The organism is Halobacterium sp. DL1, assembly GCA_000230955.3.
Taxonomy (GTDB): Archaea; Halobacteriota; Halobacteria; order Halobacteriales; family Halobacteriaceae; genus Halobacterium.
Map to the genome: position 1 here is coordinate 50,859 of CP007060.1, position 15,477 is coordinate 66,335.

Here is a 15,477-nt window from a genome sequence, read left to right on the forward strand (position 1 = left end):
GGCCGACCGGACGCACCGTGCGGGGAAAAAACCCGACGGCGCCCTCACTCAGGTTCGGTCCGCAGGAGGTAGACGAGGGCGCCCGCGCCGCCGACGAAGACGGCGCCCGCGACCCACGCCGCGAGGTTCGAGCGGGAGTCGCCGTGGCGGCCGGTTCGCCCGTCGAGGAAGACGGCCAGCGGCGCCAGCACCCAGGCGTGGACGAACAGCGCGAGTCCGAACTCGTACGTCGGGTCGAACGCGGCGAGCACGAGGCCCGCGGCGAACACGGCTACGGTGCCGACGAGTACGTCGCGCCAGACGTGCGGTGCGCTCTCCGGGTCGTCGACGGCGGCCGTCTTCCGGACGAGATAGGCGGCGCCGACGGCGACGTTCACCAGCGGCACGAGCCCGCCCACCGCCCACGGGAGCGCCCGCGGCGACCACGTCTCGTTGTCGGTCTGCCAGGCGTCGTAGCCCAGCGAGAGCGCGAGCACGACGGCCGCGGTGACTCCGAGGGCCAGCGCCGGGCCGGTCGCGCCGGTGCGGAACGCGACGAACGCCAGCAGTCCGGCGAGGACGCCCGTCGCGACGACCACCTCCGTCAACGAGTGGCTCCTCTCCCGTGCCGGGTCCGCCGGCTCGCGGAGCGCGCGCGTCGCGTCGACGTCCACCGCGTAGTCGCCCTGCTTCTCCACGAGCGTGACGCGCTCGCCGGTGAGCGCTCGCGGACTGTCAGTCCCCTTCCCGACGGCGTCGAGGAGGCGCGCGAGTCGGCTCGACGCGTGGCCGCCGGTCGGCCACGACTCGTACACGCGGACCATCTCGCCGTCGTCGAGTTCCACGGAGAGCGCGAGCGCGTGGCTCGCGTCCACGTCGACCGGGTAGTCGTGGGAGACGTCACTGGCGTCGATGCGCGTCGCTCGCCGAACCACGCCGGCCACGCGGCGGCCGGTCCGCCCGGTCGCTCCCCTGTGGCGCATTCACGCGTGGTTTCGCGAGCGGGGGCAAAACACTACTGGCCGTCCGCTCAGAACATGCCGCCGAAGCCGCCGCCGCCTCCGCCACCGCCGCCCTGCATCTTCTTCATCATGCGCTGCATGTCACCGTCGCCCATCCCCTGGAACTGCTTCATCGTGCGGGCCATCATCTTGTGCTGGTCGAGCAGTTCCTTCACCGTCTCCTCGGACTGCCCCGACCCCTTCGCGATGCGCTTGACCTGCGAGGCGCCGACGGAGCGCGGGTTCGCCATCTCCGCCTCGGTCATCGAGTCCATGATGACCTCGAAGTTCCGCATCCGGTCCTGGGTGACGTCCATCGCGTTGTCCGGCAGTTCGTCCATCAGGCCGCCGCCCATCCCCGGAATCATGTCCATCACCTGGTCCAGGGGGCCCATGTTGTCCATCGCCTGCATCTGCTTGCGCATGTCGTGGAGCGTGAACTCCCCCTTCATCATGTCCTCGGGGTCCCAGTCGTCCTCGCCCTCCTGGGTCTCGTGCATCGCGCGCTCGACGCGCTCGGTGAGCTGCTTGAGGTCCCCCATCCCGAGCAGCCGGGAGATGAAGCTGTCCGGCTCGAAGCGCTCGACGTCCTGGACCGTCTCACCGGTCCCCAGGAACGCGATGGTCGACCCCGTCTCGTTCACCGCGGTGAGCGCCCCGCCACCCTTCGCCGTCCCGTCGAGTTTCGTGATGGTGACGCCGTCGATGCCGATGGACTCGTCGAACTGCTTGGCCTGGTCTTTCGCGCCCTGGCCGATGGCGGCGTCGAGCACGAGCAGGTTGCGGTCCGGGTCGACGGCCCGCTCGATCTCCTCGATCTCCGAGATGAGGTCGTCCTCCAGCGCGTGTCGGCCCGCCGTGTCCACGATGTGGACGTCCGCGTCTTCGGTGGCTTCGAGGCCGTCGCGGGCGATCTGGACGGGGTCCTCGCCGTCCGGGTCGCCGTAGAACTCCACCTCCGCGCGCTCGGTCATCTCCTTCGCCTGGTCGTAGGCGCCCGGCCGGAACGTGTCCGTCTGGATGACCGCGGGCCGCAGCCCCTTCTTCGAGAACCACCACGCCATCTTCGCCGCGGTGGTCGTCTTCCCGGAGCCCTGCAGGCCTGCCAGCAGGATGGTCTGGTCCTCAAGGGGGATATTCGTCGAGTCGCCGACGAGTTCGACGAGCTCCTCGTAGACGATGCGGAGGACGTGGTCGCGGGCGGACGTGCCGCTCGGTGGCTCCTCCTCGAGTGCGCGCTCCTTGATGGAGTCCGAGAGGTCCATGACGAGGCTGACGTCGACGTCGGCCTGGAGCAGCGAGCGCTGGATCTCCTTGACCACGTCGTCGACGTCCTCCTCGGAGATACGGGACTTCCCGCGGAGGGTGTCGAGCGTGCCCCGCAGGGAACTCCCGAGGTCGTCGAGTACCATTGTTGAGCGGAAGTAGACGGCGACCCCCTAAGAGCCTTGTTCCCTGGGTCGCCTCACTCCTCGTCGCCGTGTATCGCCTTCCACACCGTCTGGTCGGTCACGGGCATGTCGAGATGCTGGACGCCGAACGGTTCGAGGGCGTCGACGATTGCGTTCACGACGGCCGGCGGGGCCGCGATGGTGCCGCCCTCGCCGATGCCCTTCACGCCGAGTTCGTTCCGGGGGCTCGGCGTCTCGGTCGTCCGGGTCTCGATGTCGGGCAGGTCCCCGGCCTTCGGGACGCCGTACTCCTGGAGGCCGGCAGTGTGGAGCGAGCCGTTCTCGCCGTAGACCGCGTGCTCGGAGCGGGCCTGCCCGATGCCCTGCGCGACGCCGCCGTGGATCTGGCCCTCGACGAGCGTCGGGTTCACCTGGACGCCGCAGTCGTCGTGGGCGACGTACCGTTCGACCTCGACCTCGCCGGTCTCCGGGTCGATGGCGACCACGGCGGCGTGCGCGCCGAACGGGTACGTCGAATCCTCGGCCTCGTAGAACGTCGTCGCCTCCAGGCCCGGGTCGGGGTCGCCGGCCCCGTACGCGGCGCTGGCGACGTCCGCGAGCGACACCGAGCGCCCCGGCGCGCCGCGAACGTGGCACTCGCCGTCGTCCACGACCACGTCCTCGGGCGGCGCTTCGAGTTCGCTCGCCGCGGCCTCCCGCACTTTCTCGGCTACCTCGCGGGCGCTCTCCGCGACGGCGTTTCCGCCGACGACGGTGCTGCGACTCCCGAACGTCCCCGTGCCCTGTGGCACCTGGTCGGTGTCGCCCTCGCTCACCGAGATGTCGTCGTAGGCGGCCCCGAGTTCGTCCGCGACGATCTGGGCGTACGTCGTCGCGTGTCCCTGGCCGTGGGAGTGCGTGCCCGCGTTCACTTGCACGCTCCCGTCCGGGTGGATGCGCACCACCCCGCTCTCGAAACCGCTGCCGGCGTCCTCCACGTGGAGTGCGACGCCGACACCCACGTAGCGGCCGTCGTCCCGTTCGACGGCGTCGAGAGCCCCGTCGAATGCGTCCACTACCTCGTCGAGCGCGCGCTCGTAGTCCCCGGAGTCGAGGGTCACGCCGGTCGCCGTCTCGTGTGGGAAGTCGTCCGCGTGGACGAGGTTCTGCCGGCGGAGCGCCACGGGGTCGACGCCGAGTTCGCGCGCCGCCGCGTCGACCAGGCGCTCGGTGACGTAGATGGCCTCCGGGCGGCCCGCGCCACGGTAGGCGTGGACGGGCGCGGTGTTCGTGAACACCACCGTCGTCTCGCAGTGGACCGCGGGCACGTCGTAGGCGTTCGGGAGCAGTCGCCCGTAACTCGCCGCTATCGCGGGTCCGACGTCGACGGCGTACGCCCCCGCGTTCGCCGTGGTGTCCGCCCGGATGCCGCGAATCGTGCCGTCGTCGTCCACGGCGAGTTCGGCGTGCGTTCGGTGGTCGCGGCCGTGGGTCCCGGCGCGACAGTTCCCGCTCCGCGTCGCCGTCCACTTCACGGGTCGGCCGAGCTGCATCGCCGCCCACGCCGTCACCGCCTCCCCGGGGTACGGCCGGCCCTTGTGGCCGAACCCGCCGCCGACGTCCGGCGAGACGACTCGTACGTCGCTCTCCGCGAGGCCGAGGGCGTGTGCGAGGTTGCTCCGCTGGCCGTGGGGGTTCTGGCAGGCCACCGTCACCGTCAGCCGTCCGTCCGCGTCGTCTCGCCGCGCGAGCGCCGCTCGGGGCTCCATCGCCGTCGGGAGTACGCGATTGTTCTCGAGGTCCAGTTCGACCACGCGGTCGGCGGCCGCGAACGCCGCGTCCGTGGCCGCCTCGTCCCCGACGTCACCGCGAACCGCGACGTTGTCCGCCGCGTCCTCGAACAGTGCGGTCGCGTCCGGGTCGGTGGCTGCCTCGGGGTCGACCTCCACGTCGAGGGCGTCGTAGCTCACGGAAACGTCGCTGGCCGCGGCGCTTGCGGCGTACCGGCTCTCGGCGACCACGGCGGCGACCGGCTGGCCGTCGTAGCGCACGCGGCCGTCCGCCAGCACCGGCTGCCCGGGCGGGTCGAAGTCGAGGGGCGAGGTGGCCACCGGGAGGCGACCCGGCGCGTCCGACGCCTCGACGTCCTCCCACGTGTACACGGCGAGGACGTCGTCGCGTTCGAGTGCGCTGCTCGCGTCGACGTCCTCGACGCTGGCGTGGCCGCGCTGACTCCGAACGAACGCGAGGTACGCCTGGCCGGGGGCGTCCAGGTCGTCGGTGTACGCCGCGTTCCCGGTGACGAGCGCGGCGTCCTCCCGGCGCGCCACTCGCTCGCCGACCAGTCCGTCCGGCTCGCGGGCGTCGGGGTCGCGGTCTGACATGGCCTTGGGTTGGGGGCCGTCACTGAAGGCTGTTTCCTGAACTGGATTCGAGGCGCAGCCGCCAGCGGACGGTCCCGCACGTCGGCCGGCAGCGGCACGTTCAACCCGCTCGCGCCCATAGCCCCGCTCGTGTCCACCGTCCACGCCACGCGAGGGCTCGTCGACGTCCTCTGTGAACTCGCAGCGGACGCCGACCCGGAGTCGCTGTCGGTGCGACTCGCAGCCACGCCGGCAGGCGACCTCCGGCCCTTGGACGGCGCGCTCACCGGCCTCGAGCCGGAAACGCCGGTGCTCTCGGATTTCTACTTCCCCGAGGCCGGCGACGCGCTCACCAACGTCTTCGGGGTGGACCTCGCGACCCCGACCGGCCAGACGGCCGGCCGGTTCGCGTCCCACCCCGACGGCAACCCGGACGTCGCCGTCACGGACGACCTGCACGCCCAGCTGCTCGTCGCCGTGCCACCGTGGAAGACGGGGAACGTCCGCGCGTACGACCGCAACGGCACCGCTCGCGACCTGGTGCTGGTCGACGCGGAACCTCCGGAACCGGACGCGCTGGGCTGACCGTCAGTCGGCCAGCAGGTCCTCGACCATCGCCTCGGGGTCGAACTTCTGGAGGTCGTCGTACCCCTGTCCGGTGCCCAGGAAGAGAATCGGCTTGCCGGTGACCTGCGCGACGGAGATGGCGGCGCCGCCCTGGCTGTCGGCGTCCGCCATCGTCAGAATCGTGCCGTCGACGGACGCCGCTTCGTCGAACTCGCGGGCGCGGTTGACCGCGTCCTGGCCCGCCACCGCCTCGTCGACGAACAGCGTGAGGTCGGGGTCGACGACGCGGCCGAGCTTCTCCAGCTGGCTCATCAGGTCGTTCGACGTGTGCAGGCGGCCCGCCGTGTCGCCGAGCACGACGTCGACGTCGTTGGCCTCGGCGTACTCCACGGCGTCGTAGATGACCGCCGTCGGGTCGCCGCCCTGCTCGTGGCGGATGAGCTTCAGCCCGAGGTTGTCGGCGTGTTCCTGTATCTGCTCGTTCGCGCCGGCGCGGTACGTGTCGCCGTTCGCCAGCACGGTCGAGTAGCCGCGGTCCTCGAGGTACTTCCCGAGTTTCGCGATGGAGGTCGTCTTCCCGACGCCGTTGACGCCCGTGAAGACGACGGTGACTGGTTTCTCGGCGGTCGCGATGGCCTCGTCGAAGTCGAAGTGCCCCACGTCGATGACCGACAGCAGGGCGTCACGGAGCGCATCCTCGACGAGTTCGTCGGTGCTCTCCGTGAACTTCCGCTCGGCGCCGACGAGGTCCTCGCGGATGGTCTCGACGATTTCGTCGGCGACGCTCATCTCCACGTCGCTCTCCAGGAGCGCGAACTCCAGTTCCCGGAGCGGTTCCTCGAGGTCGTCCTCGTGGATTTTGACGCGCCCCTTCGCGAACGAGGTGGCGGAACTCAAGAAGCCGCCGGAGTCGTCGTCGCTCTCTTCGGCATCGTCCGCAGGAGTGTCGTCCGACTCGCCCGCGTCCGCATCGGCTGCGGAGTCGGCGTCCGCGTCTGCGTCGGTGGACGCCTCGGGTTCGTCCGCTTCCGCGGTCGCCGCCGGCTCCTCGACGGATTCGTCGTCCGTGGTTCCCGGGGCCGCGTCGGTGTCCGCTGCGGCTGCCTCGGCGTCCTCCGGCGCTGCCGCTTCCTCGTCGTCGAGTTCTTCCGCGTTCTCCTCGGCGACCTCCTCTGCGTCCTCCCGGAAGTCCGAGAGTTTGTCCTTCAGACCGTCGAACATGCCCTTATTCGCCGTTCTGCTGCTGCTCCTGGGCCTGCATCTGCTGCTGCATCATCTGCTGCTGGGCCTGCTGAGCCTGCTGTTCGAGCGAGGACTGCTCCTCCTCGACCGTCGAAATCTCCTCGCGCACGTCGTCGATCTGGTCGTCGACGGCGTCCTTGCGCTCCTCGAGCACGTCGACGGCGTCGTCGCTGGACTGCTCCGCAGCGTAGCCGCCGCCGAGGCTGACAACGACCTCGTCGATGTCCTGGATCTCGGCGCGCACGTAGGCGTCGCCGCCGAGGGGGACCTGCACCGTCGACCCCGTCTCGAGGACGTCGAGGGCCTCCTTGGCCTCCTCGATTTCGGCCTTCTCGGCCTGGAGCGCTTCGATGTCGTTCTCAAGCTCCTCTTTCTCCTCCTCGAGGGCCTGAATTTCCTGGGACAACTGCTGCAACTGCTGTTGACCGCCGCCTCCAAGACTCATGGGGGAAAATCGGAGAGCGAGCGGGAAGTATCTTCCCTTCCCAGGACTCGTGTCGCCGCGCCGACGCCGGCAAACACTGACAACCCGGGACGACGAACGGCGGCAGTGTGCCCCCCGACGACGACCCCATCGCGGAGGACGCCTACGACGAACTCGCCGACGAGTACGACGAGGACGTGAAGTCGAACGCGTACAACGCCCACCTCGAGTTCCCGGCGACTAGTTCGCTCGTCCCGGACGTGGAGGGCAAACAGATCCTCGACGCTGGCTGTGGCACGGGCGTCTACACGGCGTGGCTGCTCGACCAGGGCGCCGACGTCGTCGGCGTCGACGTGAGCGAGGCGATGCTGGCCCGAGCCAGGGAGAACACCGGCGGCCGGGCGGACCTCCAGAGAGCCGACCTCGGAGCGCCGCTGCCGGTCGCCGAGGACTCCTTCGACGGCGTCCTCAGCGCGCTCGCCCTCGACTACGTCGAGCAGTGGGAGGCTCCGCTCTCGGAGTTCGCGCGGCTGGTGCGACCGGGTGCCTTTCTCGTCTTCTCGGTCGCCCACCCACTGGACGTCTTCGAGGAGGGCGGGGAGTCGAACTACTTCGCGGTCGAACGCCAGACGAAGGAGTGGGCGGTCGACGTGCCGTACTACCGCCGGCCGTTCTCGGCGGTCGTCGAGCCACTGCTCGACGCCGGGTTCGACCTGGAGCGCGTCGTCGAACCCCAGCCCACCGAGGCGTTCAGAGAACTGCGGCCGGAGCGCTACGAGAAGGAATCGCGGAATCCCGTCTTTCTCTGCGTTCGGGCGCGGCTGGCGGAGTGAGTGCCGGGAGAAACCGCTCCGTCAGTCGATGTAGCCGAGGGCGTCGTCGATGCGGCCGAGCTCCGGGCCGGTGGTGTCCTGCCCGACGACGTAGCCGTTCTCGTTGGCGACCAGACCGGAACCGACGAGCGGCGCGCCGTAGTTGATGGTGCCGATGTCCGCGTGGACGCCGAGGGCGTCCTCGATAGCGTCGAGTTCGTCGTCCGTGGACTTCGGGTGGCAGAGCACGCCGTCGTTCGTCGCGACGGCGGCGGTGCCGACGGTGTTGACGCCCGCGAGGCGGCCGCGGGTCACGGGCACGTCGAGGGCGTCTTCGACGGCCTCCACGGCGTCCCGGGTGAGTTCGGAGTGGACGTAGGCGCCGTTGTCGTTGGCGACGACGACGTTCCCGGCGGCGTTGACGCGGCCGGGGAGTTCGCCGACGGTCACGCCCACCTGGTCGTCGATGCGGTCGAGTTCGCGCTGCCGGACGCGGCCGCTGACGAGCAGTCCGTTGCCGTTACCGGCGACCAGTGAGCCGACGGTCGTCGACCCGCCGATGGTCGTCTCTACGGCGGGGACGCCGAGTTCGTCGGCCACGTCCGCGGTCAGGTCGTCGTCGAGGTCCTGTCTGAGGAGGACGCAGTCGTCGGTGGCGCGGGCGAACACACCGACGTACGGGGACCCGATGAAAGCAGCGCGTAGCAAACTTTACTCTTCGAGTTCGGCTTCGACGACCGTCTCGCCGTCCTCGACGAAGCGGGCGGCGTGGACGCGGAGCTTCCGCGGCGGGTTCTTCTGGCCCTTGTCCCAGACCGCCTCGTTGATGGAGGGGTCGAGGCGGACCTCGTCGTTCTCGACGGCGAAGTGCTTCGCGAGGTGCTCGCGCACGATGGTCATCGCCTGCCCGGCCTGCTCGTGCTTTGGCACCTTCGTCACGTCGCGGAGCGGTACGGTGACGATGCGCTCCTCGAAGTCGCTGGCACTCATTATTCGTCGGTGTCGTTACGCCGCCAGTTGCGGCGCTTCGGGTTTCGCTGGACCTCACGGTTCGTCTTCATCATGACCCACGCCGGCACGCGGCTGTTCTGCCGCTCGAGCTTCGCCAGGCGCTTCTTCTTCGCCTTCGACTTCTTGCCCATAGTACCCGCTTCTACCCTCGCCGACGTTAAAACCTTGTTCTTCTGTGGCCGGCTCAGAGACGCACTGCGCGCACCGTCTCGTAGTTCGGTCCGTCGGCTGTGAGCCTGCTCTCCGTGAGCCGGACCGCCGAGACGCGCACCGTCCCGACCGTAGGGTCGCGCTCGCGGACGACGTCCTGGACGAGTTCCTTCCCGCCGGCGTGCTCCATCCGCGCGAGCGTGACGTGTGGCGTGAACTCGTGGTCCTCCCGGCCGAAGCCGTGTTCCTGCACGAACTCCCGCTCGATGGCCTCGTGGAGCCGTGTCAGCTCTGCACTGCCGTCGCCGACGCCGAGCCACACCACGGAGATGTACTCCAGACTCGGGAAGACGCCCAGCCCCTCGAAGGTGGCCTCGAACGGCTCGACGTCCGCCCGTTCGACGGCAGTCTCCAGGGCGTCACCGACCGCCTCGACACGGGTGTCCGGGACGTCGCCGAGGAACTTCAGCGTGACGTGGGCCTGCTCGGGGTCCACGAAGTTCAGCCCGCTCGCACCCGCGAGTTCCTCTTGTACGTCTGCCACCGCGTCGGCGAGCGCGTCGGGCAGGTCGACGCTGACGAACAGCCGCATACCCCCACGTTCGGCGTGCGTTGCCCTTAACCACCCGCCTCTCGTATCCGCTCGCATGACCGACCGAGAGGACCACGACCACGACTTCTCCGAGGGGCAGGGGTTCGACGACCCCTACGAGGGGTTCGACCTCGACCCGCCGGAGCTCGAAGTCGACCCGTCGCAGGTCGACCCCGTCGACACGCGCGTCGTCACTGACTCGCTCGACGAACGCATCACGCAGAACGACGACGTCGACGCCGACGAACTCGTCGACGTCGGCCTCAGCTACCTCGGCATCAACCGCCACGAGCAGGCCGCCGACGCCTTCGAGCGCGCCGCCCGCTTCACCGACGACGAGGACCTCGAGCAGGAGGCGTGGGTGAACAAGGGCATCGCTCACGGCCAGATGGAGGAGTGGGACGACGCCGTCGGCGCCCACCGCGAGGCGCTGTTCGTCGCCGAGGACGGCGACTTCGAGGCCGAGGCCCACACGAACCTCGCGTACGCGCTCTGGGAACTCGGCGAGGACGAGCAGGCCTACGACCACGCCGAGAAGGCCGTCCGCGCGAACGAGCGCCTCCCGCAGGCGTGGTACAATCTCGGCTTCATCGAGAACGAGAGCGCCCGCCACGAGCAGGCCCTCGACGCCCTCGACAACGCCATTCGCCTGGGCTTCCAGCAGGCCGACGTCTACGAGGAGAAGACCCGCGCCCTCGAGGCGCTCGGCCGCGACGAGGAGGCCCAGCAGGTCGCCGAACACGCCGAGGAACTCCGCGAGGCCAAGGAGCGCGACCTCGTCCAGGAATGATCCTCACGGAGCGCCGGACCGACCGCGGACTGCTCGTCACCGTCTGCGACGCGGACGTGCTCGGCGAGACGTTCGAGAACGGCGAGGTCGAGTTCACGGTCAACGAGGAGTTCTACGGCGGCGACGAGGCAGACGAGGCAGCCGTCCGGGACTCACTCGCCCGCGCGAACGTAGCCAACCTCGTCGGCGGCGGCGTGGTGGACATCGCTATCGAGGAGGGGTACGTCGAGGAGGGCAACGTCCTCGACCTCGACGGCACCGTTCACGCGCAGTTCATGCGGCTGTAGTCGCTGTTCTTCTGGAGTCCTGAATCGGAGCCGACTACGTGTAGAAAGCCCCGACCGCCTCGACTCGGGGGACTTGCTGCGCGCTCTCCCTGCGGTCGAGTGCTTGCGTCGTCCGCCAGCGCCGAGGCGGTCGCCCCTTTCAGTCCCACCCTCTCGGACGTCGAGTGAGGCTGGAACGCGTCGGCTGCCGGGTCGCAGCGAGCGACGTCGTAGTTCGGGATAGGCTCCATCTTCCCCGGCACCGAAGGACAGTTGAAGCCACGCTCCCTACTTCCCGGCAATGAAAGCGAGCGAACAGGAGCCGCTCGACGTCGAGCGCATCCGCGAGGACTTCCCCATCCTCGAGCGCGAGGTATCCGACGGGAAGCAACTCGTCTACCTCGACAACGCGGCGACCGCGCAGACGCCCGACCAGGTCGTCGACGTCATCGCGGACTACTACCGGCGGTACAACGCGAACGTCCACCGCGGCATCCACCAGTTGAGCCAGGAGGCCTCCGTCGCCTACGAGGACGCCCACGACCGCCTCGCGGAGTTCGTCGGCGCCGACGGCCGCGAGGAGATGGTGTTCACGAAGAACACCACGGAGTGCGAGAACCTCGTCGCAGGCGCGTGGGGACTGAACGAACTCGGGCCCGGCGACGAGGTCGTGCTCACGGAGATGGAACACCACGCCTCCCTCGTCACGTGGCAGCAGGTCGCCAAGCGCACGGGCGCCGAGGTGAAGTACATCCCCGTCACCGACGAGGGCTACCTCGACATGGACGCGGCCGCGGAACTCATCACCGACGACACCCAGCTGGTCAACGCCGTCCACGTCTCGAACACCCTCGGGACCGTCAACCCGGTCGCCGACCTCGCGGACCTCGCCCACGACCACGACGCGCTGTTCTTCGTCGACGGCGCGCAGTCCGCTCCCACCCGCCCCGTCGACGTCAAGGAGATGGACGCGGACTTCTTCGCGTTCTCCGGCCACAAGATGCTCGGCCCGACCGGCATCGGCTGTCTGTACGGCAAGCGCCACCTCCTCGAGGAGATGGAGCCCCACCTCTACGGCGGCAGTATGATCGAACGCGTCACCTTCGAGGACTCGACGTGGGCGGACCTCCCGTGGAAGTTCGAGGCCGGCACGCCCGTCATCGCGCAGGGTATCGCGCTCTCGGCGGCCGTCGACTACCTCGACGACGTCGGCATGGAGCGCATCCAGGCCCACGAGGAGCGCCTGACGGGGTACGCCTACGACCAGCTGGACGCCCACGACGACGTCGACATCCTCGGCCCGCCGGGCGACGACCGCGGCGCCGTCGTCTCGTTCAACGTCGACGGCATCCACGCCCACGACCTCTCGACCATCCTCAACGACTACGGCGTCGCCATCCGCGCGGGCGACCACTGTACCCAGCCACTCCACCAGAAACTCGGCATCCCCGCGTCCACCCGTGCGTCGTTCTACCTCTACAACACGAAGTCGGAGGTGGACGCGCTCGTCGAGGGCGTCGACGCAGCCCGCGATATCTTTAACTGAGCACTTTTTCCAGCGCTCGCGGCCTCCGGCCGCTCGCTTGCAAAAACTTGCGGAAAAACCACTCCTCGCTCCCGTCGCGCCCTCCGGGCGCGCTGGTCACTCGTCGGCCCGCGCTCACTACGTTCGCGCGGTGAATCTCTTCGCTCGGGCTTTCCAAGCCGCTCGCTCGAGAATGCGAGACCAGTGGGCAGTCTCGGCCGCGCGGAACGCTTTTAGGGCGTTCTACCCTACCAGCAGTCAAGATGAGTATGGGCTCGGACATGTACCGGCAGCAGATTCTGGACCACTACCGCAACCCCCGGAATCACGGTGAACTCGGCGACCCGACGTTCAGCCACGAGGGGTACAACCCGTCCTGTGGCGACGAACTGGAGTTCGACGTGGAACTCACCGAGGACGGGGAGACCATCGAGCGCGTGGCGTTCCGCGGCGAGGGCTGTGCCATCAGCCAGGCCTCCGCGAGCATGCTCTCCCAGGAACTCCCGGGGATGACGCTCGACGAGGTCGCCGACCTCGACCGCGACGACGTCCTCGAGATGCTCGGCGTCGAGGTGACGCCGATGCGCATCAAGTGTGCGGTGCTCGCGGAGAAGGTCGTCCAGGACGGCGCGCGGATCTACGAGGGCGAGGCCGAGGTCGACCAGACGACCACCGAGGACGACGCGTAGCCCGACACCCACCCGAATTCTTTTGTCGAGCGGCTGTGATGTAGCACCCGTATGCCCTCCAGACGGCTCGCAGCGGCCCTCGTAGCGATGGTGCTGCTCTCCGGTTGTTCGATGCTTCCCGGTGGCGGCGGTGGTGACGCGCCCGCGGAACGGACCAGCCCGAACTACCACGAACTCGCGTTCTACTCGCACACGGACGGCGCGCCCTACGACGGCACGCTCACCGTGACGAAGGACGGCGAACCAGTCCACGAGACCACCCTCGACGGTGACGGAAACGGAACCTACCTAAACGTCACCAGGTTCGACGAACCCGGTCCGTACACTGTTGTCGTGGACACGTCGTTACCGGAGGCCGGCGGCGGCACGATGCACGAGGAGTTCACCGTGAACGGCACGCTCGGCAACGCCACCGTGGTCACGATGGACTACCAGACCGCCGAGGTCACGTCGTACGCGCTCGGCGGCGACGTCGACGGCGCACTCTACCTCGACAAGCGCCACACCGACCCGGTCCCGTACCCGATTCGGGTCGGGTTCGAGGGTGAGACTATCGTCGACACGACCGTCGAGGAGGAGGGGGCCACGCCGTTCGAGGTGGCGGCGCTCCGCGGGCCCGGCGTCTACCGGGTCGAGGCGCAGGGACTGAACGAGCGGTGGACGAACGAGACGATCGTCGTGACGGACTCTGGGGCAAAAATCGCGGTTCACGGCTCCACACCGCCCGAACTCGTGGCGTACGGTCCCGACGAGCAGGTGGTCGACGACCCGTAGCGGCGGACTAGCCGCTCACTCGGGCTTCAGGCCGCCGTCCTGGACGCGCATGACGGCTTCGCCGTCCGCCAGGTTCGGCGCGTCGACGAGCTTCACGATGCGCTTGTCGTTCTTGGACTTCCGCAGGTACATGCGGAACGTCGACTTGTGCCCGAGGATGTTCCCCCCGATGGGCTTCGTCGGGTCGCCGAAGAACGAGTCGGGGTTCGACTGCACCTGGTTCGTGACCACGACGGCGGCGTTGTAGAGGTTGCCGACCTTGTCGAGGTCGTGGAGGTGCTTGTTGAGCTTCTGCTGGCGGTCCGCGAGTTCGCCACGGCCGACGTACTCCGCGCGGAAGTGGGCGGTCAGCGAGTCGACGCAGAGCAGGCGGACGGGGTACTCGTCCTCCTCGAACTCGCCGGCGATCTCCTGGGCCTTCTCGGCGAGGAGCATCTGGTGGTTGGAGTTGAACCCCTTCGCGACGTGGATCTTGTCGAGGAAGCTCTCGACGAGCTCCTCCATCGTCTCCTCGTCGTCGAGGCTCCCCTCGATGCCGCGCTGCTCCATGGCGGCCTCGAGCTGTTCGTCGGAGAGGCCGCGCACCATGTCGTCGATGCGCTCCGGCCGGAACGTGTCCTCGGAGTCGATGAAGACCGCGCGGCCGTGGAGGCCGCCGTGCTCCTGGGGGAGCTGAATGTTCACGGAGAGCTGGTGGGTCACCTGGGACTTGCCGGCGCCGAACTTGCCGTACACCTCGGTGATCGACTGGGTCTCGACGCCGCCGCCAAGCATCTCGTCGATCTCGGGGACGTTCCAGGAGAGCTTCCCGATCTGTTCGCGGCGCTCGAGCACTGTCGCGCCGGTCTCGAAGCCGCCGACGTCGGCGGCCTCGCGGGCCGCCTGCACGACGTCCGCGGCGGTGCTGTCGCCGACGTCCGCGGCGTTCGCGAGTTCGCCGGACGACGCGACGGCTAGGCTCTGGAACGATTCGAATCCGTTCTCTCGGAGTTTCTCCGCGGTCGCGGGTCCGACACCGGGGAGTTCCTCGAGGTCTGCTTCGGGCATGTACTCCTGGCTTGGCCCCTCCACCGTATAAAGGCTCGTATACACCGGACTGAAAGTGAAACTGGGGCCTGACGTGGCAGCACACTTATTGTTCCAGTCCGGCTCGAATAGGGCGATGCCCTCCAGACGGCTCGCAGTGACTCTCGCAGCGATGGTACTGCTCTCCGGTTGCTCGATGCTCCCCGACAGTGGTGGCGGCGACCAGGCGGCCACACCTGAACCCCCGGACCACCACGAACTCGTGTTCGCGTCGGATACCGGCGGCCACGCGTACGAGGCGACGGTTAGCGTCGAACGGAACGGCGAGACGGTCTTCTCGGAGAACGTTACCTCCGACGGGGACGGCCACTACGCGAACCTCACGACGCTCGACGACCCCGGGCCGTACACGATAACGGTAAACACGACACTCCCCGACACCGGTGGCGGTACCAAGAGCGTGCGCTTCGAAACAGACGGCGACCCCGGGAACGCGACCGCGGTCCGCCTCAACTACCAGGGGGTCGAGCACGCGACGTTCGAGCTACCCCGCCGCGACCTCGAACACGAACTCGGGGTCTCCTCAGACCGCACGTCCATCGACGGGCCACAGCCCACGGACCTCCACCTTCGGGTGGCGTACCGCGGCGAGGTGGTGGCCGACAACACGACGACCGTGCAGGGCAGTGAACTCACGCGCTCGGTCGACCTCGCGCAGACCGGCGTCTACAACGTCGCGGTGCGCATCGACGGCGAGACGTGGGTGAACGACAGCGTCGTCGTCGCCACGCCCGCCCAGCACGTCGCGGTCACCGTCAACACTCACGGCGACGACGTGAGCATCGAGGTCCAGCGGCCGTTCCAGTGGAACTGAG

General features: G+C 68.8%; 18 protein-coding genes. 8 read left to right on the forward strand and 10 right to left on the reverse strand.

Translation table 11 applies throughout. From position 1 onward, the window contains the following. Positions 1–44 precede the first annotated feature (44 nt). The 3 genes from HALDL1_01760 to HALDL1_01770 are packed head-to-tail and all read right to left on the reverse strand — an operon-like array spanning position 45 to position 4,755. A complete protein-coding gene (locus HALDL1_01760) occupies positions 45–962 on the reverse strand; it encodes a hypothetical protein (protein ID AHG05072.1) in 918 nt (305 codons plus the stop codon). 47 nt (positions 963–1,009) lie between these two features. Continuing rightward, on the reverse strand, positions 1,010–2,392 hold the full coding sequence (locus HALDL1_01765; GenBank protein AHG02499.1) for a signal recognition particle: 1,383 nt from the start codon (positions 2,390–2,392) through the stop codon (positions 1,010–1,012). A gap of 53 nt (positions 2,393–2,445) precedes the next feature. Then, the gene (locus HALDL1_01770; protein ID AHG02500.1) at positions 2,446–4,755 is read right to left on the reverse strand and encodes a carbon-monoxide dehydrogenase; all 2,310 of its coding nucleotides are present in this window, start codon (positions 4,753–4,755) and stop codon (positions 2,446–2,448) included. A 129-nt stretch (positions 4,756–4,884) separates the two neighbouring features. On the opposite strand from HALDL1_01770, the gene HALDL1_01775 reads away from it, so the two are divergent. Beyond that, positions 4,885–5,319, forward strand: a complete 435-nt coding sequence (locus tag HALDL1_01775; GenBank protein AHG02501.1) for a hypothetical protein — start codon at positions 4,885–4,887, stop codon at positions 5,317–5,319. Positions 5,320–5,322: 3 nt separating this feature from the next. On the opposite strand, the gene HALDL1_01780 is transcribed toward HALDL1_01775, so the two are convergent. Together HALDL1_01780 and HALDL1_01785 are read right to left on the reverse strand one after the other, a co-directional pair. Next, a complete protein-coding gene (locus HALDL1_01780; GenBank protein AHG02502.1) occupies positions 5,323–6,522 on the reverse strand; it encodes a cell division protein FtsY in 1,200 nt (399 codons plus the stop codon). 4 nt (positions 6,523–6,526) lie between these two features. Beyond that, positions 6,527–6,988: a prefoldin subunit alpha gene (locus HALDL1_01785; GenBank protein AHG02503.1), complete on the reverse strand. Its 462-nt coding sequence runs from the start codon at positions 6,986–6,988 to the stop codon at positions 6,527–6,529. 107 nt (positions 6,989–7,095) lie between these two features. On the opposite strand from HALDL1_01785, the gene HALDL1_01790 reads away from it, so the two are divergent. Further along, positions 7,096–7,800, forward strand: a complete 705-nt coding sequence (locus HALDL1_01790; protein AHG02504.1) for a methyltransferase type 11 — start codon at positions 7,096–7,098, stop codon at positions 7,798–7,800. A 21-nt stretch (positions 7,801–7,821) separates the two neighbouring features. Here the strand turns inward: HALDL1_01790 and HALDL1_01795 are convergent, their stop codons facing one another. Genes HALDL1_01795 through HALDL1_01810 form a run of 4 tightly spaced genes read right to left on the reverse strand, consistent with a single transcriptional unit; the run spans position 7,822 to position 9,532 of the window. Continuing rightward, complete coding sequence (locus HALDL1_01795; GenBank protein AHG02505.1) at positions 7,822–8,487, reverse strand: translation initiation factor IF-6; 666 nt, start codon at positions 8,485–8,487, stop codon at positions 7,822–7,824. Positions 8,488–8,490: 3 nt separating this feature from the next. Next, positions 8,491–8,769 carry a 50S ribosomal protein L31 gene (locus HALDL1_01800; protein ID AHG02506.1) on the reverse strand — a complete coding sequence of 93 codons (279 nt, stop codon included), beginning with the start codon at positions 8,767–8,769 and terminating at the stop codon, positions 8,491–8,493. Beyond that, the gene (locus tag HALDL1_01805; GenBank protein ID AHG02507.1) at positions 8,769–8,921 is read right to left on the reverse strand and encodes a 50S ribosomal protein L39; all 153 of its coding nucleotides are present in this window, start codon (positions 8,919–8,921) and stop codon (positions 8,769–8,771) included. The genes HALDL1_01800 and HALDL1_01805 overlap by 1 nt, the downstream gene beginning before the upstream one ends. 53 nt (positions 8,922–8,974) lie before the next feature. Further along, positions 8,975–9,532, reverse strand: coding sequence for a 2'-5' RNA ligase (locus HALDL1_01810; GenBank protein AHG02508.1), 558 nt, complete (start codon positions 9,530–9,532; stop codon positions 8,975–8,977). Positions 9,533–9,587: 55 nt separating this feature from the next. Here HALDL1_01810 and HALDL1_01815 point away from each other — a divergent pair, with 55 nt between their 5' ends. The 5 genes from HALDL1_01815 to HALDL1_01835 all read left to right on the forward strand — a co-directional run bounded on the left by HALDL1_01815 (position 9,588) and on the right by HALDL1_01835 (position 13,576). Then, positions 9,588–10,322: a hypothetical protein gene (locus tag HALDL1_01815; GenBank protein AHG02509.1), complete on the forward strand. Its 735-nt coding sequence runs from the start codon at positions 9,588–9,590 to the stop codon at positions 10,320–10,322. After that, positions 10,319–10,609: a hypothetical protein gene (locus tag HALDL1_01820; protein AHG02510.1), complete on the forward strand. Its 291-nt coding sequence runs from the start codon at positions 10,319–10,321 to the stop codon at positions 10,607–10,609. Before HALDL1_01815 ends, HALDL1_01820 begins: the two co-directional genes overlap by 4 nt. A 280-nt stretch (positions 10,610–10,889) precedes the next feature. Continuing rightward, on the forward strand, positions 10,890–12,134 hold the full coding sequence (locus HALDL1_01825) for a cysteine desulfurase (protein ID AHG02511.1): 1,245 nt from the start codon (positions 10,890–10,892) through the stop codon (positions 12,132–12,134). Between the two features lie 242 nt (positions 12,135–12,376). After that, the gene (locus tag HALDL1_01830; protein ID AHG02512.1) at positions 12,377–12,802 is read left to right on the forward strand and encodes an iron-sulfur cluster assembly protein; all 426 of its coding nucleotides are present in this window, start codon (positions 12,377–12,379) and stop codon (positions 12,800–12,802) included. Positions 12,803–12,853: 51 nt separating this feature from the next. Then, positions 12,854–13,576: a hypothetical protein gene (locus tag HALDL1_01835; protein AHG05073.1), complete on the forward strand. Its 723-nt coding sequence runs from the start codon at positions 12,854–12,856 to the stop codon at positions 13,574–13,576. Between the two features lie 15 nt (positions 13,577–13,591). Here the strand turns inward: HALDL1_01835 and radA are convergent, their stop codons facing one another. Further along, a complete protein-coding gene (gene radA, locus HALDL1_01840) occupies positions 13,592–14,623 on the reverse strand; it encodes a DNA repair and recombination protein RadA (GenBank protein ID AHG02513.1) in 1,032 nt (343 codons plus the stop codon). A gap of 115 nt (positions 14,624–14,738) precedes the next feature. Here radA and HALDL1_01845 point away from each other — a divergent pair, with 115 nt between their 5' ends. Then, positions 14,739–15,476: a hypothetical protein gene (locus HALDL1_01845; protein AHG05074.1), complete on the forward strand. Its 738-nt coding sequence runs from the start codon at positions 14,739–14,741 to the stop codon at positions 15,474–15,476. Position 15,477: the final 1 nt, after the last annotated feature.